General features: G+C 68.4%; 18 protein-coding genes. 8 read left to right on the plus strand and 10 right to left on the minus strand.

Features of this window, described 5'->3' with window-relative positions; all coding sequences use genetic code 11:
- Window positions 1-86: 86 nt before the first annotated feature.
- Both dnaA and BHS09_RS00010 read left to right on the plus strand, forming a co-directional pair.
- Window positions 87-1,439, plus strand: a complete 1,353-nt coding sequence (gene dnaA / locus BHS09_RS00005) for a chromosomal replication initiator protein DnaA (RefSeq protein WP_140786498.1) — start codon at window positions 87-89, stop codon at window positions 1,437-1,439.
- A 138-nt stretch (window positions 1,440-1,577) separates the two neighbouring features.
- On the plus strand, window positions 1,578-3,443 hold the full coding sequence (locus BHS09_RS00010; RefSeq protein WP_237080091.1) for a HEAT repeat domain-containing protein: 1,866 nt from the start codon (window positions 1,578-1,580) through the stop codon (window positions 3,441-3,443).
- Between the two features lie 52 nt (window positions 3,444-3,495).
- On the opposite strand, the gene BHS09_RS00015 is transcribed toward BHS09_RS00010, so the two are convergent.
- From BHS09_RS00015 to BHS09_RS00030, 4 genes are all read right to left on the minus strand, one after another.
- Window positions 3,496-5,226 carry an MXAN_5453 family MXYO-CTERM-anchored protein gene (locus BHS09_RS00015; protein ID WP_140796830.1) on the minus strand — a complete coding sequence of 577 codons (1,731 nt, stop codon included), beginning with the start codon at window positions 5,224-5,226 and terminating at the stop codon, window positions 3,496-3,498.
- A 54-nt stretch (window positions 5,227-5,280) separates the two neighbouring features.
- Window positions 5,281-5,715, minus strand: coding sequence for a CBS domain-containing protein (locus BHS09_RS00020; RefSeq protein WP_237077885.1), 435 nt, complete (start codon window positions 5,713-5,715; stop codon window positions 5,281-5,283).
- Window positions 5,716-5,738: 23 nt separating this feature from the next.
- Window positions 5,739-6,221, minus strand: a complete 483-nt coding sequence (locus tag BHS09_RS00025; RefSeq protein ID WP_140786501.1) for a DUF2267 domain-containing protein — start codon at window positions 6,219-6,221, stop codon at window positions 5,739-5,741.
- 143 nt (window positions 6,222-6,364) lie between these two features.
- Entirely contained in the window at window positions 6,365-7,216 is an 852-nt protein-coding gene (locus tag BHS09_RS00030) for a DUF4175 domain-containing protein (protein WP_140796831.1), read from the minus strand.
- Window positions 7,217-7,362: 146 nt separating this feature from the next.
- Here BHS09_RS00030 and BHS09_RS00035 point away from each other — a divergent pair, with 146 nt between their 5' ends.
- Both BHS09_RS00035 and BHS09_RS00040 read left to right on the plus strand, forming a co-directional pair.
- The gene (locus tag BHS09_RS00035) at window positions 7,363-8,775 is read left to right on the plus strand and encodes a M16 family metallopeptidase (protein ID WP_140786503.1); all 1,413 of its coding nucleotides are present in this window, start codon (window positions 7,363-7,365) and stop codon (window positions 8,773-8,775) included.
- The gene (locus tag BHS09_RS00040) at window positions 8,775-10,292 is read left to right on the plus strand and encodes a M16 family metallopeptidase (protein WP_140796832.1); all 1,518 of its coding nucleotides are present in this window, start codon (window positions 8,775-8,777) and stop codon (window positions 10,290-10,292) included. The genes BHS09_RS00035 and BHS09_RS00040 overlap by 1 nt, the downstream gene beginning before the upstream one ends.
- A gap of 105 nt (window positions 10,293-10,397) precedes the next feature.
- Here BHS09_RS00040 and BHS09_RS00045 read toward each other — a convergent pair whose 3' ends face one another.
- The 4 genes from BHS09_RS00045 to BHS09_RS00060 all read right to left on the minus strand — a co-directional run bounded on the left by BHS09_RS00045 (window position 10,398) and on the right by BHS09_RS00060 (window position 14,666).
- Entirely contained in the window at window positions 10,398-10,706 is a 309-nt protein-coding gene (locus BHS09_RS00045; protein WP_140786505.1) for a hypothetical protein, read from the minus strand.
- A gap of 299 nt (window positions 10,707-11,005) precedes the next feature.
- Window positions 11,006-12,241: an MFS transporter gene (locus BHS09_RS00050; protein WP_140796833.1), complete on the minus strand. Its 1,236-nt coding sequence runs from the start codon at window positions 12,239-12,241 to the stop codon at window positions 11,006-11,008.
- A gap of 163 nt (window positions 12,242-12,404) precedes the next feature.
- Window positions 12,405-14,027: a CapA family protein gene (locus BHS09_RS00055; protein WP_140786507.1), complete on the minus strand. Its 1,623-nt coding sequence runs from the start codon at window positions 14,025-14,027 to the stop codon at window positions 12,405-12,407.
- 132 nt (window positions 14,028-14,159) lie between these two features.
- Window positions 14,160-14,666: a DoxX family protein gene (locus tag BHS09_RS00060; protein ID WP_174260469.1), complete on the minus strand. Its 507-nt coding sequence runs from the start codon at window positions 14,664-14,666 to the stop codon at window positions 14,160-14,162.
- 214 nt (window positions 14,667-14,880) lie between these two features.
- Here BHS09_RS00060 and BHS09_RS00065 point away from each other — a divergent pair, with 214 nt between their 5' ends.
- Window positions 14,881-15,801: a hypothetical protein gene (locus BHS09_RS00065; protein WP_174260470.1), complete on the plus strand. Its 921-nt coding sequence runs from the start codon at window positions 14,881-14,883 to the stop codon at window positions 15,799-15,801.
- A gap of 16 nt (window positions 15,802-15,817) precedes the next feature.
- Here the strand turns inward: BHS09_RS00065 and BHS09_RS00070 are convergent, their stop codons facing one another.
- Entirely contained in the window at window positions 15,818-16,597 is a 780-nt protein-coding gene (locus tag BHS09_RS00070; RefSeq protein WP_140796835.1) for a tRNA1(Val) (adenine(37)-N6)-methyltransferase, read from the minus strand.
- 157 nt (window positions 16,598-16,754) lie between these two features.
- Here BHS09_RS00070 and BHS09_RS00075 point away from each other — a divergent pair, with 157 nt between their 5' ends.
- The 3 genes from BHS09_RS00075 (at window position 16,755) to yjjJ (ending at window position 20,071) form a co-directional block, all read left to right on the plus strand.
- Window positions 16,755-17,096: a helix-turn-helix domain-containing protein gene (locus BHS09_RS00075; RefSeq protein WP_140786510.1), complete on the plus strand. Its 342-nt coding sequence runs from the start codon at window positions 16,755-16,757 to the stop codon at window positions 17,094-17,096.
- Window positions 17,083-18,333: a type II toxin-antitoxin system HipA family toxin gene (locus tag BHS09_RS00080; protein ID WP_237080092.1), complete on the plus strand. Its 1,251-nt coding sequence runs from the start codon at window positions 17,083-17,085 to the stop codon at window positions 18,331-18,333. The genes BHS09_RS00075 and BHS09_RS00080 overlap by 14 nt, the downstream gene beginning before the upstream one ends.
- 427 nt (window positions 18,334-18,760) lie before the next feature.
- The gene (gene yjjJ / locus BHS09_RS00085; protein ID WP_140800567.1) at window positions 18,761-20,071 is read left to right on the plus strand and encodes a type II toxin-antitoxin system HipA family toxin YjjJ; all 1,311 of its coding nucleotides are present in this window, start codon (window positions 18,761-18,763) and stop codon (window positions 20,069-20,071) included.
- A 21-nt stretch (window positions 20,072-20,092) separates the two neighbouring features.
- On the opposite strand, the gene BHS09_RS00090 is transcribed toward yjjJ, so the two are convergent.
- The gene (locus BHS09_RS00090) at window positions 20,093-21,988 is read right to left on the minus strand and encodes an extracellular catalytic domain type 1 short-chain-length polyhydroxyalkanoate depolymerase (protein WP_140796836.1); all 1,896 of its coding nucleotides are present in this window, start codon (window positions 21,986-21,988) and stop codon (window positions 20,093-20,095) included.
- Window positions 21,989-22,094 lie beyond the last annotated feature (106 nt).

The raw sequence follows: 22,094 nt of genomic DNA on the forward strand, positions 1-22,094 counted from the left end.
GGCCGGTTGCTTGATCCACCAGGAACCGTCTGTTAGCACCGCCGAACGCCTCGTTTTCCCCCTGCTTCTGCACGTTTGAGACACGCGTGAACGCCCTCGCCCAAGCCGCTACCCCCTTCCCAAGTGCTGGAATTCTCTGGGCTCGGATGCTGGATGCCATCCGCCAGGAGAAGTTCGACTACGCGCTGAGATGGCTGGAGCGGATGCGCCCGCTGGAGGTGCGTGACGGCGCCCTGGTGATGGGCGTTCCGGACCGCTTCTTCCGCGACTGGGTGGATGACCACTACCGCCCCATGCTGGATGTCCAGCTCGCGCGGATGGGGGAGGGCCTGACCTCCATCGCCTATGAGGTGGTGGAGGGCCTGGAGCCGGACCCGCATTTTCCACCCACACCCTCAGTCAAGGCGAGCGCCACGCGCCCGGGCCGGCTGAACGCGCGCTTCACCTTCGACACCTTCGTGGTGGCGGACAGCAACCAGCTCCCGGCCGCCGCGGCGCAGGCCGTGGCCGACAAGCCGGGCCACCACTACAACCCGCTCTACATCTACGGCGGCACGGGCCTGGGCAAGACGCACCTGCTCCAGGCGGTGGGCAACCTCATCTGGGAGCGGGATCCGTCCCAGCGCGTGGTGTTCCTCTCCAGCGAGCAGTTCACCAACGAGTACGTGGAGAGCGTCCGCGAGCACCGCATGGGGGACTTCCGCCGGAAGTTCCGTGAGGAGTGCGACGTGCTCCTCCTCGACGACATCCAGTTCCTCGGCAAGCGTGAGGAGACGCAGAAGGAGTTCTTCTACACCTTCAACACGCTCTACGAGATGAACAAGGCCATCGTCCTCACCAGCGACACCGTGCCCGCGGAGATTCCGGGCCTGGAGGACCGGCTGCGCAGCCGCTTCGCCATGGGGCTGATGACGGACATCCGCGAGCCCACCTACGAGACGCGGGTGGCCATCCTCCAGAAGAAGGCCGTGGCCGAAGGTCTGGACCTCCCGGACTCGGTGGCGCACTTCATCGCCAAGCACATCCAGAAGAACGTGCGCGAGCTGGAAGGCGCGCTGGTGAAGCTGTCCGCGGTGCACAGCCTGACGCGCCAGCCGGTGACGGAGGATTTCGCGTCCCAGGTGCTGCGCGACATCCTCCCCGCCCACAGCGCGGTGGACGTGGAGTCCATCCAGCGCGAGGTGGCCCGCTTCTACAAAGTCACGGTGGAGTCGCTGAAGGAAGACCGCCGGCACAAGGCCCTGGCCCATGCGCGACAGGTGGCCATGTACCTCAGCCGCAAGCTGACGAAGAGCTCCTTCCCGGAAATCGCCGCGCGCTTCAGCAAGGACCACTCCACCGTCATCTCCGCGGTGCGCAAGGTGGAAGGCCTCCGCATGACGGACGCCACCGTGCAGCGCGAGCTGGCGGAGCTGGAATTGAAGCTCGGCAATCCCTGAAGCAGCCGTGCCTTTGTTTCATGTCGGACGACACGCCATGACGCGCGCAGGTGTACGTCCGCGTGAAACGGGCCGTGTCCGGCTGACGCGCAGCCAGGATTGACGCTCGGGCGCGTATTCGGGGGAGTGAGCCCGCGCGTGAAGAGCCTGGTCCTGCTGCTCGCCGTGCTCACGGCCGCCGCGCTGTGGCGTGCGGGCCAGACTTCTCGGACGCCGGCTCCCGCTGAGACACCGCCGGCTGTTTCACAGGCCCTGGATGACGAAGCCCCCACCCTGGCGCCCGAGGAGAACCTCCCGGGCGTGAAGGGGCGGGAGCGGGTGCTCGTCGTGGGCCACCGGCTTCGTTACACGTTCGACCTGGACCTCCGGACCCACACGGATCTTTCGGCTGGCGCGCGGGAGTCCCTGCACACCGGATGGAGCGGCCTGCTCGAGCTCACCTACCTGGGCGCGGAGGGTGAACAGCGCCTGTTCTCCTGCCACCTCGTGCCCACGCGGCTGGACGTGGAAGCCGGTGAGACGCCGCTGCCCGGTGACGCGGCGCTGCGGGCGCTCCAAGTCATGTTCGAGCGGCCGGTGTACGTGGGCCAGGACGTTCGGGGCCGACTGATGGCCGTGCACTTCGATGCGGCGCAGGACGCGACGGCGCGGAGGCTCGTGCGCCTGCTGCTCGCGTCGACGCAGTTCGTGGCGGAGGACGGCCCCCGCTGGAGCACCGAGGAGCCGGACTCGCGCGGTGACCTCGAAGCCGTGTACCGCGCGGGTGGCAGCGCGAACACCTACGTGAAGACGAAGCGGCGCTATCTGCGCTCTGGCTCGGCGGTGCTTCCACGGCTGCAAGGGCACCTGGACTTCACCCTGTTCGCGGATGGGCACGTGAAGGAGGCGACGGGCTCGGAGGTGGTGGAGCTGGGCGGAGGCGGCACGGGGCTCCCTCGCATCCGCGAGGAGACGCGGGTCGCGTTGACCAACGTGGGCGTAGACTACCGGCTCTCGTCGCTGAGGCCGTTTGAGGCCACGCGGGCGACGTTGCGGTCGGAGCGGCTCACGGATTCGGCCGGCATGGAGGAGGCTTCGCTGGAGGCGCGGGACAGGCAGCTCGTGAAGGGGGCGAAGCTGGATGACTTGCTGCGGGCGCTGGCGAAGCGCGAGGACCTGGACACGGCGCGGCTGCGACTGACGGCCTTGTTCCGACAGAATCTGGCGGAAGTGGATCGGGCCGTGGCGCTGATTCGTCAGGGCTCCGCGGACGAGGTGCGCTCCGAGCAGATGCTGGAGGCGCTGGCCAGCGCGGGGACGCCCGAGACGCAGCGGGCGCTGGTGTCCGTGTTGGAGGGGGAACGGATTCGTCCGAAGACACGGGCCCACGCGGCGCGGGTGATAGGGCGCATGGAACGGCCTTCACTGCTTCTGGGCGATGCGCTGGAGCGTGTGCTGGAGGCGACGCGGGACGCGGGCGTGAGGCGCGCGGCGGCACTGTCGGTGGGGGCGCTGTCGAAGATGCTGGAGGTGCCGGAGCCGGGCCGAAGCCAAGCGCTGGTGGAGGGGCTCGTGGGGCGCTGTCGCTCGGGGACTTTGGAGCCTGAAGTCTGTCTGGATGCCCTCGCCCGGGCTGGCGCTCCAGCGGGACTGGCCTACGTGAAGTCGGCGCTCGTGCATCCGGAGGCATCCGTGCGTGGCGCGGCGACGGAGGCGCTCCGTGCCATTCCTGGCGCGGCGGTGGATGCATTGTTGGACCAGGTGATGCTCGACGACCCGAGCGCGAGGGTTCGTGCGCTCGCGGTGAAGGCTGTCTCTCAACGGGTCGCTGGCGCCCACTTGGAAGCACTGGCCCGGGTGCTGCGCGCCGAGCGGAGTGAGCGCGTCCGCGTCGAAGTGGTGCGGCTGCTGGGCCACCTGCAAGCCGTGGAGGCTCCCGCCGCGGCCTTGCTTCGCGATGTGGCCGCCAACGATGGGGCCGCGAACGTGCGGGCGATGGCGACGTCACTGCTCGGTGGTGAGTAGGGCGGGGTGCCGGGCGGATGAGTTCGCCCGACCCCCGTTCAACGCCGGAGTGCTACGTGTCCTTGCGGCGACGGCCCACGACGACCCGCATCAGCCCCACGAGCATCCACGGGAGTAGCGCGGAAGGAGACGAGGACTGGCAGCCGCAGCCACCGTCCGGAGGAGGCGGCGGCTGAGTCCCTGCATCCTGCGACGGGCCACCGTCGGGCCCGGGCTCCTCGCCCGGACCCGCATCCGGATCCATGCCAGTGCCCGCGTCGGGATCCGTGCCAGTTCCCGCGTCGGGGTCCTCACCCGGGCCGCCATCCGGATCCGTGCCAGTTCCCGCGTCGGGGTCCTCACCCGGGCCGCCATCCGGATCCGTGCCAGTTCCCGCGTCGGGGTCCTCACCCGGGCCGCCATCCGGATCCGTGCCAGTTCCCGCGTCAGGGTCCGTACCAGGGCCACCATCGGTTCCGCCGTCTGGGTCCTCGCCCGTCCCGCCATCCGACTGCGGGAACGAAGCCCGTGCGATGAACACGGCCGTGCCCCACTCCTCCTGGTCGTTATCCGGCGGAGCCAGCCCCGCGGCCAACGCGACATCCGACCGCGCGTTGATGCTGGGCGCGCCAGCGAACACTGGGTTGGACGGCGTCTCCTGGTCGATGCGCGCCGGTCCCAGGTCCGAGGTCACGATGTCATGCTCGCTCACGACCCGCTTCAGCTCCTGTCCATCACTGACCCACACCGCGCGCAGGTTCGCGGCGTCGATGGCCCGGAAGACCACGAGCCCACGGTCGTTCATGTCCGGCGGGAAGAACTCCAACTGCCGGATCTCCCCCAGGCCATCCTGGGCAATCACCCGCAGCTCCGTTCCATCCCAGAGCCACAACGTCGTGACGTTCCGTTCGGACGCGTCCCGGGCCGTCCCCAGGAACGCCACCTGCCCCTGGTTGTTGAACGCCGGCTGCACGGACGCGAAGCGGTACACCGGTGAGTTCGCGTCGAGCCCGCGCGTCTGCGCCACGAGCTGCGACTCGATGGTCACGTTGAAGATGCGCAGCTCCTGGAAGAACTCCGCGGACCCGGACGCGCGGTCCACCACACCGGCAATCTGAGCCTGGTCGTTCAGCCTCGGTGAGTACAGGAACGAATAGGGGCTCGAGCTGTCGGCGATGTTGTCGCTGACCAGGGTGCCCGCCCAGCCCGAGCCCAGAAGGAAATAGGACTGCCCTCCACCGCCATACGACGCACGAAAACCAATCACATCGGCTTCGTTGAGTTGCAAGCTGCTCCAGTTCGAAGCGCCAATCGGTGCGCGCTCGATGCGCACGTCGTCCGGACTGGCGACATTCAACCGGTAGATGCCGTTCTGGCTCGCCGAAGAAGCCCCGGTGACGGCGAAGGCCAGATTGCCATGGGAGATCAGATTGCTCTGGGATCTGAGTCCCGGGTCGCTGAGACGAGCGTCTTCGCCCAGGTCAGGAAGCACATAGATGCGCTGCCCCGCGCCATCCCGGCCCCACCACACCGCCTGACGTCCCTCGGGTGTAATCGCCAACCGGAAGGCAATCTGGCCATCGTCGGTCAGCGGGATCTGGAGACTCCCCGCCAGCAGGTTGCCCGGCGCCACGTTGTAGGCGCCAGACGCGTTCCCCAGCAGGTTGGTCCGCGCCTGGAGCTCCAGGGTGTAGTCGGGCACCTCCGCCCAGGCTGGCGTGGCCAGCGTGAGCACACTCAGCGCCAGCGTCCTTCCACGGACCTGACTGGCCCGCGCACTCCACTTCCGTCCCGCGACCGACATGGATGCCGCCTCCCATGTTTAATAGGAAGGCAGACTATCACTGGATTCCTGCGTTCAGTGCGCAGCGGGGGGAGGGGCCTCAGAGATGCTCTCCAGGGTCTCGCCGACGTCCTCCTCCGCCAGCGCCTCCAGCAGGTCGCTCATCGCGACAATCCCCACCAGCTTCTTGTCCCGGTCGAGCACGAGGATGCGGCGGACCTTCTTCTCCTTCATCTTCTCCGCCACCACGGAGATGTCCTCGTCATCGAAGGCGTATTCGAGCTGCCCCGTCATCGCCTCCGCCACCGTCGTGCTGTTGGGGTCCTTTCCCTGGGACACCGCGCGCACCACGATGTCGCGGTCGGTGATGATGCCCATCAACCGGTCACCGTCGCACACGGGCAGCGGGCCCACGCTCAGCTCGCGCATCTTCAGCGCGGCGTCCTTCAATGAGTCCTTCGCGTTGATGACCGTGAGGTCCTTCGTCATCACGTCTTGAATCTTCTGCATCACACACGATTCCTTTCCTCGGTTCAGGCCTCGGGCACCCACAGCGAGCGCAGGTCCGCGGGGAGCTGGCCCATGACGTCGTCGGCCTCTCCCTCGCTGATGTGATTGCGCACCGTGAGGAACACGGCCCGGGCCAGGCGTTCGGCCTCGTTGGGCGTGGTGTCGAGCTCCTCGGCCACCATGGCGAGGAACTGCTCCAGCTTGTACTTCCGGGCGACCTTGCCCTCGTGCCGAGGACACCGCTTCAGCATGTCCGTCACCTTCCGCGGAAGCTGGGCCTCCAGGTGCTTCGCCTCGGTATCCATCAGGCGTTGCTCCAGCAGGCACAGCACGGACTGCGCGGCCTTCTCCGCCAGTCCGCGGACGACGCCCGCGTTCGCTTCGAGGTCCTTCAAGAAGACCGCATAGGTCTGCGCCGCTCGCGACTCACTGCGCTGCTCCTTGAGGCTGGGCGTAGCGCTCCGGCCCTCCGCTGCCTCTCCCTGCTCCTCACGTATGTTCGCCATGACGGTGGCCTCCCCGGTGTCGGGCTTTGGGTCTCTTCCGTGAGCGTGGGCACCCCATGTCCCCCAGGCACCGGCCGCCCCCCGCGCGCCGGGGCGACAGGGTGGGAAGCGAGCCATGCACCGGCGGCACCTTCCCGCCGCCGTCAGTCCACCGCGCCGCCGAACAGCTCCACCATCCGAGTCCGGTGCAACACGCCCCAGAGCGCCAGCGCGACCAGTGCCAGGCACACCGCGCCGAGCGCCTCCCAACGCCGGCCAATGGGCGGCCGCGCCTCCGGGTCCACCCGCCGCAGCGCCACCAGGCCCAGGATGAGGGCGAGCATGGCCATGGCCGCGAAGACGAACGTCAGCGCGCTCCACACCCCGAAGAAGGAGAGCAGCGGCGCGAACACGGGCAGGAACAGCGACCCCACGCTCAGCGACAGCGCATGCCGGGCAAGGGGGTTGTTGATCCGCAGGTCCCACAGCTGGTGCAGCTCGCGCTCGGGGACATCCAGGCGGAAGAAGAGCCGGCTGCGTGTGTCGCGAAAGACGTTCACCGCGACCATGAGGGGAATGAAGAACAGCAACGCGGGCGCGCCCAGGGACTGCGCGGTGATCAGCATCGCCAGCAGGGGCATGGCGAGCAGGCCCATGCGCGCCCACCGCATGCCCAGGAAGAACGCCACGCCCACGCCCGCGCTGCCCAGGCACGCCAGCGTGGTGCCGACGTCCCCGGCCATCAGCGCCACCAGTGCCAGCCCGACGAGCACCACCGTGACGCCGCCCACCAGCCAGGCGCTCCCGTCCCTCCGTCCCCAGAGCCCCAGCCGAAAGGTCTCCAGGTAGTTCACCTCCGGACGCACGGCGCAGGGAGGGCAGTACATCCGGCCCATCACCCACGTTGTGCACGCGGTGCAGACGAAGCCGCCACAGCGCTGGCAGGTGGCACCCGCGAGCGCATCCGGATGGAGGGCGCAGCGGGGCAGGGCACCGGATGAGACTTCGGCGGACATGATTTCAGTCTCTCATGCTGACCAGGAACCAACATCCCGGGGCAGGGTCCTTTCCCGCCACCATTCCCTACCCACGGCACCGGACGTGCGTGCTAAGCGCGTCACGTGAGTCATTGGCATCGAGACCCGGAGGCACCTTGTTCCGAATGAAGGCCCTCGTCGCCGCAGCCCTCGTGTTCAGCGGGCTGCCGGCGCTTGCCCAGACACCGACACCCCAGGAGGCGAAGCCACTGGAGCCCGGCCGTGAGGCGCTCGCCATCTCGTATGAGAAATACGCGCTGCCCAACGGCCTGGAGGTCATCCTCTCCGTGGACCGGAAGCTGCCGGTGGTGGCCGTCAACATCTGGTACCACGTCGGCGCATACCACGAGCAACCAGGCCGCACCGGCTTCGCGCACCTGTTCGAGCACATGATGTTCCAGGGCTCGCGCAACGTGGCCGATGACGTCCACATCGCCCGGCTGGAGCAGCTGGGCGCCACCGACCTCAACGGCACCACCAGCTTCGACCGCACCAACTACTTCGAGACCGTCCCCAGCAACCACCTGGAGACGGCGCTGTGGCTGGAGAGCGACCGCATGGGCTTCCTGCTCGACGCCATCACGCCGGAGAAGCTGGAGACGCAGCGCGAGGTGGTGAAGAACGAGCGGCGCGAATCCATTGAAACCGCGCCGTATGGCGCCGCCCGCGAGAAGGCGTGGCACGCGCTCTTCCCGCTGCCGCACCCGTACCACGGGGACGTCATCGGCTCGATGAAGGACCTGAACGCGGCCAACGTGGACGACGTGAAGGACTTCTTCCGCAAGTGGTACGCGCCGTCCAACGCCACGCTGGCCATCGTCGGTGACTTCGACGTGGCGAAGACGAAGGCGCTGGTGGAGAAGTACTTCGGCACGCTGCCCAGCCACGCCCGGCCGCTGCGGCCGGAGGTCGCGCCGGTGAACCTCACCGCGCCCGTGGTGCTGCGCGAGGAGGAGCGCGTGGCCCGGCTGCCGCTCTTGTCCATCCAGTGGCTCACGCCCGCGTACCTGGAGGAAGGGGACGCCACCGCGGACGTGCTGGCCACCGCGCTGTCCACCGGCAAGGCCAGCCGCCTCTACCGCCGGCTGGTGCTGGACAAGGAGCTGGCCCAGAGCGTCAGCGCCACCCAGCAGAGCCAGGGCGCGCAGTCCGTCTTCTCCGTGGACGTGGTGGCGCGGCCCGGCGTGTCCACGGACACGCTGCTCCAGGAGGTGGACGCGGTGCTGGACGAGGTGCGCCAGCAGGGCATCACCCCGGAGGAGATTGCCCGCGCCCGCACGCGCTACGACACGCGCACGCTGGCCGGCCTCCAGTCCGTCGGCGGCTTCGGCGGCAAGGCGGACGTCCTCCAGAGCTACAACCACTTCGTCGGCGAGCCCAACTACGTGGCCCAGGACCTGGCTCGCTACGAGTCGGTGACGCCCGAAGCCGTGAAGCAGTTCGCCCAGGACACGCTGCGCCCCGGCGCGCGCGTCATCCTCCACGCGGTGCCGCCCGCACGCCGGCAGGCGCCCCTCGACTCGAAGGAGCGCCACTGATGCGCCGCCTCTTCTCCGCCCTGCTCGTCACCACGCTGGCCTCCTGCGCCAGCAACCCGAAGCCCGCGCCGGCCAATCCGGACTCGCCCGCGCTGGGAGAGAAGGCGGCCCCGGCCGAAGCCACGGCTGACGCCGAGTCCTTCCGCGCCACGCCGCCCCAGCCCGGCAAGGCGCCGGACCTGGTGCTGCCCACCTTCCAGAGCGCGAAGCTGGACAACGGCATCACCGTGCTGGTGAGCACGCGGCGGGAGCTGCCGCTCGTGTTCGCGGGCGTGGCCTTCGCCGCGGGCAGCGCGCAGGACCCCAAGGGCAAGGAAGGGCTCGCCGAGCTGACGTACCGCATGCTGCTGGAAGGCGCGGGCAAGCGGGACACGGTGCTCTTGGACAACGCCTTCGCCGACCTGGGTGTGTCACCCGCCATGGACGTGCAGGCGGACGGCGCGCAGGTGGGCGTGCGCGTGCTGACGCGCAACCTGGACGCGGCCATGGCCCTGCTGTCGGACGTGGTGCTGCGGCCCACCTTCAGCCCCAAGGCCTTCGAGCGGCGCAAGAAGCAGCAGCTGGCGGACCTGGTGCGCGCGATGGGGCAGCCCGGCGTGCTGGCGCAGATGGCCTACCTGGAGGCCGTGTTCGGGTTGCAGCACCCCTACGGGCACCTCCCCGACGGCACGCCCGCGTCCGTGCAGTCGCTCACCCTGGCGGACGTGATGGGCTTCTACCAGAAGCACACCGGCCCCAAGGCCCAGGCGATCATCCTCACAGGTGACATCAGCCTGGAAGAAGGGGTGGCCCTGGCGAAGCGGCACTTCAGCTGGTCGAAGAACAAGGCCACGCCGCCGCCGCCGCCGCCGGCCACGAAGGCCCCGCCGCGTCAGCAGGTGTACGTGGTGCCCAAGCCGGGCCTGGACCAGACGCTGCTGCTGGTGGGCCGCGCTGGCATCGCCGCGGGGAACCCGGACGAGTATCCGCTGGAGCTGGCCACCACCGTGTTCGGTGGCTTCTTCGGCAGCCGGCTCAACATGAACCTGCGGGAGAACAAGGGCTACAGCTACGGCGCGGGCGCCAGCCTCTCTCCACGCCTGGGCGTGGGGCCGCTCACCGCGTACAGCTCCGTGCGCCAGGACGTGACGGGCCCGGCCTTGAGCGAGGTGATGAACGAGCTGACGGGCCTGACGAACCGGCCCATCACCGCCGAGGAACTGGAGGCCGCGCGCGAGGGCCTCATCCGCGCCTTCCCGGGCGCCTTCGAGTCCGTGGAGGGCCTGGGCGCCAGCGCCGCGGCGCTCTTCATCACCCGCCGCCCGCTGGACGAGTTCAACCGCACCGTGGAGGGCCTGCGCGACGCCAGCGCCGCGGAGGTGCAGCGCATGGCCGAGCAGTACCTGGACCCGGCCATGATGCAGATTGTCCTCGTGGGTGACCCGGCGACCATCCAGGAGCAGGTGACGCCGCTCGGCCTGGGCAAGCTGGTGCCCATCGAGCCGGATGAAGCACCGGTGCCACGCGCGGCGAAGTAGCACGCAGGCAGTCATCCCGGGCCGTGGTGGCGAGACATTGCTCGCGGGCCACGGCCCGGTGTTTCACGGGGTACGAGGTCCGAAGGTCCGGGCCTCCCCTGCGGCTCAGCGGTTGCGCGCCTCGTCTTCCTCGTCGGAGACCTGCCGCTCCTCGGCTCGCTCGCGGCCCCTGCGCTCGCGCTCCAGTTCGTCCGCCTCGTCGATGGGGCTGCGGATGTCGGGGACGTAGCCGCCCACCTCGGTGTCACTGTCCAGGGCGAACTTCTGCTCGCGGGTGTCGCGGATGGAGTCCGCGGAGTACAGCGGCAGGGTGTCGTCGGCTTCCAGTCCCCGCTCCACGCGGTCCGGCGCATAGGGAGGCTTCTTCGCGGCCTCCTTGCCTCCCGTGTACGGGTCGTACTTCCTGTTCGGCATGGTGCGCTCCTCGTCGAAGTGGGTACCGCTCCGAAGCTGAATGTCGGAGCGCGCTCCCTGCGCACCAAGGTCCCCGCGGAGGGCCGGGGGCACGCCCGACCGCCCGGCTCACGAGGAAGGTGGGGACGCCCGGAGGCATCCCCAAGTTGCCCACAGCTGAGCCATCCACCGCCGCGTCACTTCCCGAGGAAGTCGATCAACGCCGCGTGGAACTTCTCCGGCGCCTCGGGGTGGAGAGACGTCTGTAGAGCGAAGGAGGCGCGGGCGCAGGCCGTTCGACGCGGGTCCGGAAGATTCGTCTACGCGCCGGCGCCGTCGAAGCGCCGCGGGCGCAGCAGCCGCAGCGTCAGCACCAGCGCGAGGAACAGCACACTGGCGCTCACGGTGACGAAGCGCACGCCCATCCGGTCGGCCAGGGCGCCCAGGCCCCACACGCCCGCCGCGTATGCGCCGCCGAGCACCATGCTGTACAGGCTGCTCATGCGCGCCTGCAGTTCACGAGGCACGCGCGACTGGCAGTACGCGTGCATCCCGCTCATCAGCATCATGTAGTTGGCGCCGAGCACGAAGATGACGGCGGCGGCCACCTGCAGCGTGGGCGACAGCCAGTACAGCGTGGACACGCCGCCAATGGACATCGCCACGAGGCCCAGCAGCTTGCGCTGGCCCAGCTTGTCCACGAGCGTACCCACCAGCAACGCCGCCGTCACCGCGCCCGCGCCCTGGCAGGTGACGAGCAGCGACGTGGCCGCCGCGCCCTGGCCGAACACGCGGATGGCGAACACCGGCACCAGGCCGATGAAGGGCGCCACCAGGGCCGCGACCAGCAGCGTGCCCCACAGCATCAGCGAGATTTCCGAATCGCCCCGCGCCACGGAGAAGCCGTGGGCAATCTGCCGCCACAGGCCCTGCGTGGCCTTCGCCGTCGTCCGCGTCAGCGTCTTCACCTGCGACAGCGCCACCAACACCGCGACGAAGGACAGCGTGTTGATGAGCAGCGCCCAGGACGTCCCACCCATGCTCAGCACCAGCGCGGCCAGCGCCGGACCGATGATGCGCCCCAGGTTGAACTGCGCCGAGTTGAGGCTCATGGCGCTGTGCAAGTCACGGGGCGGCACGAGCTCCGCGAGCATCGCCGCGAAGGCGGGATTGATGAGCGTGCTGGCGCAGCCGTGGACGAAGGAAATGACGGCCACGACGGGAACGCTGAGCCGGTGCGTGAAGGCCAGCGTCGTCAACACGCCCGCGAGCACCAACTGCACCACCGTGCCCAGCGCGACGTAGGCGCGACGGTCGAAACGGTCCGCGAGCGCGCCGCCCACCGGCGACAGCACCACGGCGGGAAGGAAGGTGAGGGCGACGATGCCACCCGTCCACTCGGCGCGGCCCGTGGCCTCGGTGACGTACACGCCCATGGCCACCGTCTCCATCCAGGTGCCGATGGTGGAGACCAGGGCTCCCACCCAGACCGCGAAGTAGCCGGGGTGGTCGAAGGCGCGAAGCGAGGAGAGACGTGGCAGTCGAAGGGCGCGCACGGCAGGGACCTTTGTATCCCGGAGCCGTGCGACATGCCTGTAGGGGCCGGCAGTTGCTTTGAGTCGCTATGACGGAAGCTGGGACACATCCAGCAGCCGCGCTTCAGCCCGGGCTCGAGGTCCGTGAAGCACCCACACGCCGCCGTGCGCACGAGACGACGTGTCAGCGCCGCGCACGGTCCAGCAAGGAGACAGGGCCCTTGCCGCGGACCTTCACGGTGCCGTCGTCGGAGATGCGCGCACCCGTCTCCGGGAAGTCGTCCGCGGTGAGGTCACGGACCGCCTTGATGACGGCGCCCTTCGGGTCCGGCACGGCGATGCCCCTGTCCACCTGCTTCGTGGGGAGGATGCGGCCCGACGTGAAGTCGCCGTCGCGGTTCAGCTCGACCTCCAGCACCATGCCCAGGCCCTGCGGACCGCGCAGGTTGAACCGGCCATAGGTGGCGAAGTTGCCCAGCGAGTAGGCGATGAGCCGGCCCTTGTAGAACTCCATGCCACGCACCACGTGCGGACCATGGCCGATGACCAGGTGCGCGCCCGCGTCCACCACCGCGCGCGAGAAGGCACGCAAATCGCCCCGGTCCTCGCCGTAGAACTTCTCCCGGCCCTTGGGCACGTGCAGCGCCTTGCTGCCCTCCGCGCCGCCGTGGAACGACACGATGACGATGTCGTGCTCGGCCGCGGCCACGCGCACCAGCCCCGTCGCCGTGGTCAGGTTGTTGAGGTGGTTGCACGACGGCGACGTGTGGAACGCCACCATGCCGATAAGCAGGCCATTGCGCTCCACCGTGGCCACCGTGCCCGGCGCGCCGCTCCACGCGATGCCCAGCGCGTCGAGCGTGGACTCCGTCGCGCGGCGGCACTCCTCGCCGAAGTCACCCGAGTGGTTGTTGGCCGTGGACGCCAGGTCCACTCCGGCCTCCTTCAGGTACTGGCCGTACTCGGTGGGCGAGCGGAACGCGTAGCAGTTGCTCGACGAGCGGCACTTCTTCGTCTCACCCGTGTCGCACAGCGGCCCTTCCAGGTTGATGAAGGTGAGGTCCGCGTCCTCCAGCAGCGGACGCACGCCGGCAATCACGCTGCCCGCGCCATCGGGAGGCAGGTGGCCTTCGGGCACGGTGGTGCCCAGCATGACGTCACCCACCGCGCGGATGCGCACCTTCGCGCCGGCCGGCGGGGGAGGGCGGTTGATGAGCTGCGGCCCCTGCGACAGCTTCGCCTGGAGCATGGCCTGCCCACGGGCCTGAGCCAGCGCGCCCTCGAGGTCCGGGTGGTCCGGCTGGAGCTTCTGTACCTCGGACCACTGGGTAAAGGCCTCCGCCCACTGGTTCTCCATCGAGTGCGCCCAGCCCAGCTCCCAGCGGCAGTCCACGCGTGAGGGCGCGGCCTCCACGCAGGCGGACAGCTGGGTGATGGCCGTGGGTGCGTCCTTCGCTTGGAGGGCTTCCATGCCTCGGGCGTAGCTCGTGTCCGGGTCGGCCAGCGGAGTGGCGCTCTTGCCCATGGCCAGGGCCGCGGCGCGCAGGGCGGCGGCACCGGCCTCCGCGGCGGCACGGCCCAGGTCCAGCACCGCGCCGGAGTCACCGGCGCGGGGGTAGGCGTTGAGGTCCGTGATGACGGTTTCCGGCGCGGGCGCAGTGCCCTGGGAATCTGGGCCCTGGGTAGAGCTCGAATCGGCGTTGGGGCCTTGCGAGGGAGAGACGTGCTGGGCGGGGGCGGACTCACGCGCCGAAGCAGCACCCGGCGTGGTGGCGAGCGCCATCAAGAGGAAGACGGACGAGGGCATGTCCCGCCATTCTAGGGGCCCTCCTGGGATTCTGTGACAGGGGAGATGACCTCGCCCTGCCTGGCAGCCGGACAGGCGACACACACCTCATCGGTCAGGGTGATGGGATGTGTGTCGCGGCGCGGCCTCGGTTCAACCCAGCACGTCGAGCAGCACCGAACGACGGCGCTGGCGCGGCAGAAACCGCAGCCGCCGCAGCTCCTTGCGCTTCACCCGGTGCTCGATGGCGCTGTGGACGGAGAGCGGACCCGGGCCTCGCAGCAGCAGGCCGAGCGCGATGGCTCCCAGCGCCAGGTTGAACTCGTAGCCGCCCTTCGTGTTGTCGAAGCCCTTGGAGCCATGGACCTTGGCCACGGCGATGGCTTGCGTGACGAGGACGGCCAGCGCGGCGGGGCGCGTGGCGATGCCCAGGATGGAGCTCACGCCCACGAGCAGCTCCACCATCCCCGTGGCGATGACCCAGGGCTTGCCTGGCTTGAAACCCAACTGCTCGAACAAGCCCGCGTGTTGCGCGGTGCCCTCGGGGCGGAGCTTGGACACGCCATGCACCAACATCGTCGACCCGAGCGACAGGCGCGGGGGCAGCAGGGCCGCTGCCTTCAGGATGCTCGGTTGCTTGGTCAGGGTCGCCACGTTCATACCTGCCACTCCTTGGATGGGCCGGGGCCGTTGCCGGAAACCTGGGTAGGTTGGGCCCGGCATGGGCGCATGGCACGCCGCGGCGATTCCGCCTCGCTTGCCCGGTGGGCATACTGCCGGCCCCAAGGGGCCTGCCTCATGAAGCGGGACTAGACCCGCATCCCTGGGGCGGGCCCCGCGTGAATACCCACTGGTACGAGGCAGTCACCCCGTCATGTCCCTCCGCTGGCCGCTCCTGTCCCTGTCGTTGTTGGTGTCTGCTCCGGCGCTCGCGGTCGACGGCGTCGCCGTCCGGGTCCGCTGCACGGAGAAGTGCACGGTGGTGCTGGATGGAAAGAACGGGTTCCGGGTGAATGACACCACCTGGGAGTTCAAGGGCATCACGCCGGGCAACCGGAGGCTCGACGCCACGGGCGTGCTGAGCCGTCCGCTCGCCGGCAGCTTCGTGGTCATCCCGGACGTGGCGACGGCGGACGTCTTCCTGGCCAGCAACAAGCGCATCATCATCGAGCCCGGCAGCTCCACCATGCCCGGCACACCGGAGTGGGCCGAGCCGAGACCTCCCGCGCCAGCCTCCACGTCGAAGGCGCCGAGCGTGGCCACCGTGAAGTGCCAGGACGACTGCACGGTGCTACTCGATGGGAAGCGAGGGGTCCGCCGGGACAACAGGACCTGGGAGTTCCGCGACGTGGCGCCTGGCCAGCGGCGCGTGGAAGGCAGCGGTGGCGTCTTCAACCGGCGGCAGTTCGTGGGCTACGTGGAGGTACCGGGTGGCTCCGAAGTCACCATCCAGGGGGACTCCAAGGGCCACGTGACGCTCACGGAGCAGAAGGACCTGGAGGCGACGAGGCAGCCCCAGGCGAGCGTCGCATTGACCTCCCTTGTCCACGTGCGCTGCACGAAGCCGTGCACCGTGACGCTGGACGGGCAGCGCCGGGGCACGAGCAACGCGACGAACCTGAGCCTCCGCGACGTGCCACCCGGGGAACATGCGCTGGAGGTGGACTTCACGGTGGGCGGGAAGCTGCGGCGCTCGACGCTGGCGGTGCCCGCGGGCCACGAGCTGTTCGTCACCGCGTCCGAGGAGCACGGCATCCAGGTGACGAACACGAAGCCGCTCACGGGCACGCCGTAGAGAGACGGCGCGGTTGTCAGCGGCTCTCCGCCAGTGGCGGATCCATCAACGCCGCCACCTCCGCGGAGTAGCCCCCGGGCCCTTCGCCATGGACGATGAGGGGCGGGCGCACGGCGAGGCCCCGGTCCCTGTCTCGCAGGGCATGCACCAGGAAGCGCGTGGCCGGGCCTCCCACGCGCGCGTGGACGAAGCGCAGCACGGTGGGGTGGAGCTTCGCCTGGGTCAGCAGGCCCAGCACCTCGGCCACGCGCGCGGCCGGGTACACCAGGCTTACGCCGCCGCCGGGCATCAACGCATACCGTGCCGCGGCGACGACGGATGGCGCGTCACACGCCACCTCTGACTTGGACACGGCCCGTTCGTCATCCGGGCTGCGAACCCCCGCGTCGGCCAGGCGGAAGGGCGGGTTGGACACGACGTGGGCGTACTGTCCGCCGGACACGTGTTCGCGGATCCGTCGCAGGTCCCCGAGCAGCGGGGTGACCTGCGCTTCGCACCCGTTGAGCACCACTGCGCGCATCAGCCGCGCATGAACGGCGGGCTGGAGCTCCAGGGCATCCACGGGCCCCAGGCCGAACTGCTTCACCAGTAGGAAGGACACCACGCCGCTGCCCGCGCCCAGCTCCAACATCCGCCCGGACTCGTCGACACGTTCGGTGGCCGCGAAGTGGGCCAGCAGCACCGCGTCCAGCGTGAAGCGGTAGCCCGTCCGCCGCTGAAGCACCCGCACCCCCGCCGTGCCGATGGAGTCGAGCGTTTCGTCCGGGCCGGGCTCGGGCAGGGTGGGTTCAGGCATGGGCTTTCCGCGCGGGACAGTCGTCTCCCAGACAAGAAGACGACTGTCCAGGATGCGGAACACCGAGGCCTACCAGGCAAGCGATTCCTTGGTGGCGGACGGCCCGTTTCTTCAATCTATTGACTCTAACCTCCAACAAACTTCAATAGATTGAAGAATGCCTCGACAGAATCTGACGAGCGACACGGCGCCTCTCGCGGTGGTCCGCGCGGCGACACGCCTGGGCCAGAACATCGCGCGGGCTCGGATCCGGCGCGGATTGCGGCAGGTGGATCTCGCGAAGAAGACGGGGCTTGCCCCTGGCACGCTCAAGCGAATCGAGGAGGGCAGTCTCACAACGGGACTTAGTGCCTACTTCACGGTCCTCTGGGCGCTGGGGCTCGAACAGGAGTTCGATAACCTCGCCGCTCCGGAACGCGACGAGGAGGGCAAGACGTTGGAGCTGGCACGGCAGCCGCAACGGGTGCGTCTAAAGAAAGGCCTGGATGCGGACTTCTGAAGACCAAAGCTGCTACGTGTACATCCAACTCCCGGGTTCCATGGACGTCGTCACCTGTGGGCGCTTCCTGCAACAGGACGGCGTGGGGCGCTTCGTCTATGGCCGGAGCTATCTGGCCAACCCGCACGCGGTCGAACTGGAGAAGTTCGAGCTGCCACTCCGCCCTGGCACCTTCGAGACAGCCAGACTCGGCGGCATCTTCGGCTCCCTGCGTGATTCATCTCCAGATGCCTGGGGTCGCCGCGTCATCGAGCGCCAGTTGGGACGCGCGGACCTGAGCGAGGTCGACTTCCTCCTCAACTCTCCCGAGGACCGTGCGGGAGCCCTGTCATTCGGCACCAGTCCCACGCCGCCCGCACCCGTCCATCAGTTCAACAAGGTCCTCCGGCTGGACCTCCTGCTCGAGGAAGCAAGGCGCGTCGAACAAGAGCTGCCGCTGTCCGGTCCCCAGGTCAGTGACCTGGTGAATCCCGGCAGTTCCATGGGCGGCGCCCGGCCGAAGAACGTCGTCGAGGATGAAGAGGGGCTCTGGGTCGCCAAGTTCCCGGCCCGAGGTGACCGCTGGAACAACGCGGCGGTCGAAGGGGGCATGCTGAAGCTCGCCAGCGAGTGCGGCCTGAGGGCCGCCGTGAGCAAACGCACGCATGTCGCGGGACAGGACGTGTTGCTCGTCCGCCGGTTCGACCGGGAGCGCGTCGACGACGGTTACCACCGGCACCGGATGGTCAGCGCACTGACTGTCTTGCGTGCCGACGAGAATCCGCAGGACCGTTCGAAGTGGTCCTACATCCTGCTGGCGGATGAGCTGAAGCGGTGGGTTGGCAATCCGGACGAGGACCTCCGCGAGTTGTTCTCACGGATGGTGTTCAACGCCCTCATCTCGAACATCGACGACCATCCGAGGAACCACGCGCTCATCGCGCCAGGTGCCGCGTGGCACCTCTCACCTGCCTATGACCTGACTCCACTGCCTCAGGTCAGCGTGGAGCGTCACCTGGCCATGGAGGCCGGTAGCACGCAGCATCGCCGTGCCACCCGGCAGAACCTCTTGAGTGAGTGCGGCCGCTTCCGGCTATCGAAAGAGGCCGCACATCATCTCATCGACACGATGAAGACCATCGTGTCCGCCCGCTGGCGGGGCGCCATCAAGGACTGCGGGGGCACGAACGCAGACGTGACGGCGGTCGAACGGGCGTTCGACTCCGAGGGCTTCGAGTACACGCACTACGGCGCATAGACGACCGTCAGCACCGCGTTCGCCCCATCCCGGACGAACAGGTACTGAAGCGCAGCCGAAGCCGCGTCCCGCTCCTGGAGCACTCGCTCCCCGCCGTGCCAATGGAGTCGAACATTTCGTCCGGGCTAGGCTCGGACAAGGTGCATTCAGGCATGGGCTGGGACTTCCTACCGAACGTGAATCCTGGACTTCAGGACAACGCCGTATGGCGGACTCTGCTCGCCGTGGTCGCATTTGAACTTCGCAACAAGCAAGCGCCCAGGCTCGGCTCCTGAACGACTGCACTCTCAAGTGCGCCGCACGCACTTTTTAGTGCAAATCTCCTCACGACAGTCGCCTTACAGGAGAAATAGCTAAGTAAGATCAGTTGGTTGAAGAAAAAGATCCGATCCACTATATGCTCAAGAATCTGCTCACGGATCTTCTCATGCTTTCCATAGACCAACTTCTCACCGCCCTAAGTCGCCAGCCTGAAATACGGGGAAGTGAGCTGGCCACCCAGTTGGGAACATCCCGTCAAACGGTGTCGCGGTTGATATCTGCGGCCGGCGATCGTGTCTGCAAGATGGGGAAGGGGCCCGCAACTCGCTATGCCCGCACCAGGGCAATCTCAGAGCTAGGGACTCAAATACCGATCTACAGAATTGACGATGTGGGACGTGTTCACTCCATAGCTACCCTTCGCCCCCTATGGAATGGTGGCTGCTGGATTGAGGAGGAAGGCAGTTCAGGAGAACGTTTTGTCGGGCTGCCCCCCTTCGCCGCCGATATGTGTCCCCAAGGCTACCTGGGTCGTGGCTTCGCGAATCGCCACCAAGATCTAGGGCTCCCCCCCCGCATCACGGACTGGACGGAAGATCACCAACTCATGGCTCTCGCGCTCCGGGGTGATGACTGCGTCGGAAACCGCATTATCGGCACGGCCTCCTTGGACCTGTTTCTCGCGAGCACGCTTCGGCCATCAACCGATGCGCAATACCCGGAACTCGCCCGGTCCTCCATGTCGAGTGAAGCAGGCTCCTCTGCGGGAGGTGAGCAGCCAAAGTTCACGGCGTACGTTGAAGGGCGCCATGTTCTGGTGAAGTTCGCGGCAAGTGACAACAGTGCCGCCGCTCAGCGTTGGAGAGAGCTGCTCGTCTGCGAAGGCCTCGCACTCGAAGCGGTTCGCAACGCCGGGATTCCGGCCGCAACCACGCGTTCCATCCGCGTCGAGGGCTACCAGTTCCTCGAGGTCGAGCGCTTCGACCGGGTGGGTGAAAGAGGCCGCAATGCACTGCTCTCGCTCAAGGCCATCGACAACGAGTACCTCGGCCATGAAGGCAAGGGGAGCACCTGGACCAGCGCGGCCCGGTATCTCCTGCAGATCCAGTACATCAGCGACGAGGACGCCAAGCGCATGCGCTGGCTCGACACCTTCGGGCAGCTCACCGGCAACACCGACCGCCACTTCGGCAACCTCTCCTTCTTCGAGGAAGGGCCCAAGCGGTTCCGGCTCGCCCCCGCCTACGACATGCTCCCGATGATGTTCGCCCCCGTGGGCACGAGCATCGTCGAGCGCACCTTCGAGCCCCGGCCGCCCACCGCGGAGACGCTCGATGTCTGGGCCGATGCCGCACAACACGCACTGGCCTACTGGAACCGGCTGGAGCAGACCCCCGAACTCAGCGACACGTTCCGCGGCCACTGCGCACGATGCAGGGACTCACTTGCCGCGCTGATGCAGCGGACGCCGGTCTGAGCCGGCGTCCGCCCCGTCTTCCTACGGCGTATAGACGACCGTCAGCATCGCGTTCGCCCCATCCCGGACGAACAGGTACTGCGTGGCCATCTGCGCCTGGGTGAAGCGCAGCCGCAGCTGCGTCTTCCCTGTCTTGCTGATGGCGGAGAGGCCTTCCACGCTGAAGTCCCCGGAGCTCTTCGCTCCTGCGCTGAACTGGTCGATGCCCGCGACGCTGCTCGCGGTGGCCGCCGCCGCCCAGTCCGTCACCTCCGTGTTCGCCGCGTTGAACGTCCCCGTCTTCGCGTCGATGACCAGCGTGTTGCCCGCGGGCGTCGACCACGGGTCTCCCGAGCCCGACGAGTAGCTCACCGTCAGGTACGCCCGCGTGACGGTGGCCCCGTCCGGGAGGCTCGACGTGTCGAAGGAGAGGAAGGACCGGTTGTACTTCCCATCCGTCCCCCGGCCGAGCGCCAGGTTCGTCATCAGCCCCACCGCCGCCCCGCTGCCATCCGCGTTCGCCTTCAGGTAGCCGTCATCCGCCAAGATGCTCGTGAACTGCACCGTCACCGGCGCCGGGGAGCCCGCGTTCCTCACCGTCACCACCGTGTCGTTGTCCGTCGCCTGGTTGCCCGCGGCGTCAAATGCACGGGCGCCCAGCGTGTACCGCCCGTTGGACACGGCCGTGCTGTTCCAAGCGAAGGCATACGGCGCCTGCGTGTCCGTGGACGCCACCTCGCCATTCACCAGGAACTCCACCCGGATGACGCCCACCGCGTCCGCCGCGTCCGCGGTGACATTCACCGTGCCACTCACCGTGGCCCCATTCGCCGGCGCCGTCACGTTGACGGTGGGCGGCGTGGTGTCACCCGTGGGGCCGCCTCCGCCTCCCGTAATCCCGAAGAACTTCACCTGGTGGTAGACGGAGCAGAGGTTCACATCGCTCAGGTACGCCCCCACCGAGCCACAGGCCGCGCTGCCCGTGCCGCCGGGGAACTGGAACTGCGCATCCATGGCCACCGCGTGGCCCATGCCGGTGAGCTCCCACGTCTCCACCAGCGCGTTGCCCGCGCCGTCCCGGTACACCTTGTGTGGGAAGCCGGACACCGTCTCCACCGTGTCCGGCGTCTGGTCGATGCCGTGCACGTTCGTCCACTGCTCCATCGCCTCGGTGAGGTTCATCACGTTCACCGTGTAGTCACTGGTGCCGTGCCAGATGGTGACGCGCGGACGCGGGCCCGCGTAACCCGGGTACGCGCTGCGGACCACGTCTCCCCACGCGGCGGGCGTGCGGTTCACACCCGGGCTCATGCAGCTGAAGCCCGCATTCATCGACTCCGCGCACCGGTACGGGCCACCGGAGTGGATGGCCCCGGCGGAGAAGACATCCGGGTAGGCGGCCAGCAGCGCGGGCGTCATGTATCCCCCCGCCGAGAACCCCGCCACGTACACCCGCGACGAGTCGATGGAGTACGTGGCCTTCATCGTGTCCACCATCTGCTTGATGGACAGCGCCTCGCCCCGGTCTCGTGAGAAGTCACCTGGCTCGAACCAGTTGAAGCAACTGGTCATGTTGTTGCCACTCTGCTGCTGCGGATAGACGACATAGAACTTGTAGACGTCCGCCGCCGCGGACCAGCCGGCGCCCTCCATGCCCGCGGCCCGCTGCGTACAGCCGTGCATCACCACCACCAGCGGCGCGTTGGCCGGCATGCCGGACGGCACGTGGCTGAACATCTGCAAGTTGCCGGGGTTGCTGCCAAAGCCCGTCACCTGCGTGAGCAGGGGCTGGTGCTGCTCCGTCACCTCGGACTCGGCCTCCGGTGCGTCCCCCGCCGGGCCGCCACAGCCCGTGAGGCCCGCGAACAGCCACGCGGCAAGAGGCACTCCGGCGGACCACGACCACGGCCAGGAACGGCTGCGGCGCTGCTTGAGCATGGTGTCTCCCTGGTGGCCACGCGTGAAAAGGGTGGCCGCGGGGCGAAACCTGACTCTTCCGGGAGTCACTGATTCAAGGCGCGTCGCGTCGCATCGCGCTGAAACA

It is taken from the genome of Myxococcus xanthus (genome assembly GCF_006402735.1).
Taxonomy (GTDB): Bacteria; Myxococcota; Myxococcia; order Myxococcales; family Myxococcaceae; genus Myxococcus; species Myxococcus xanthus_A.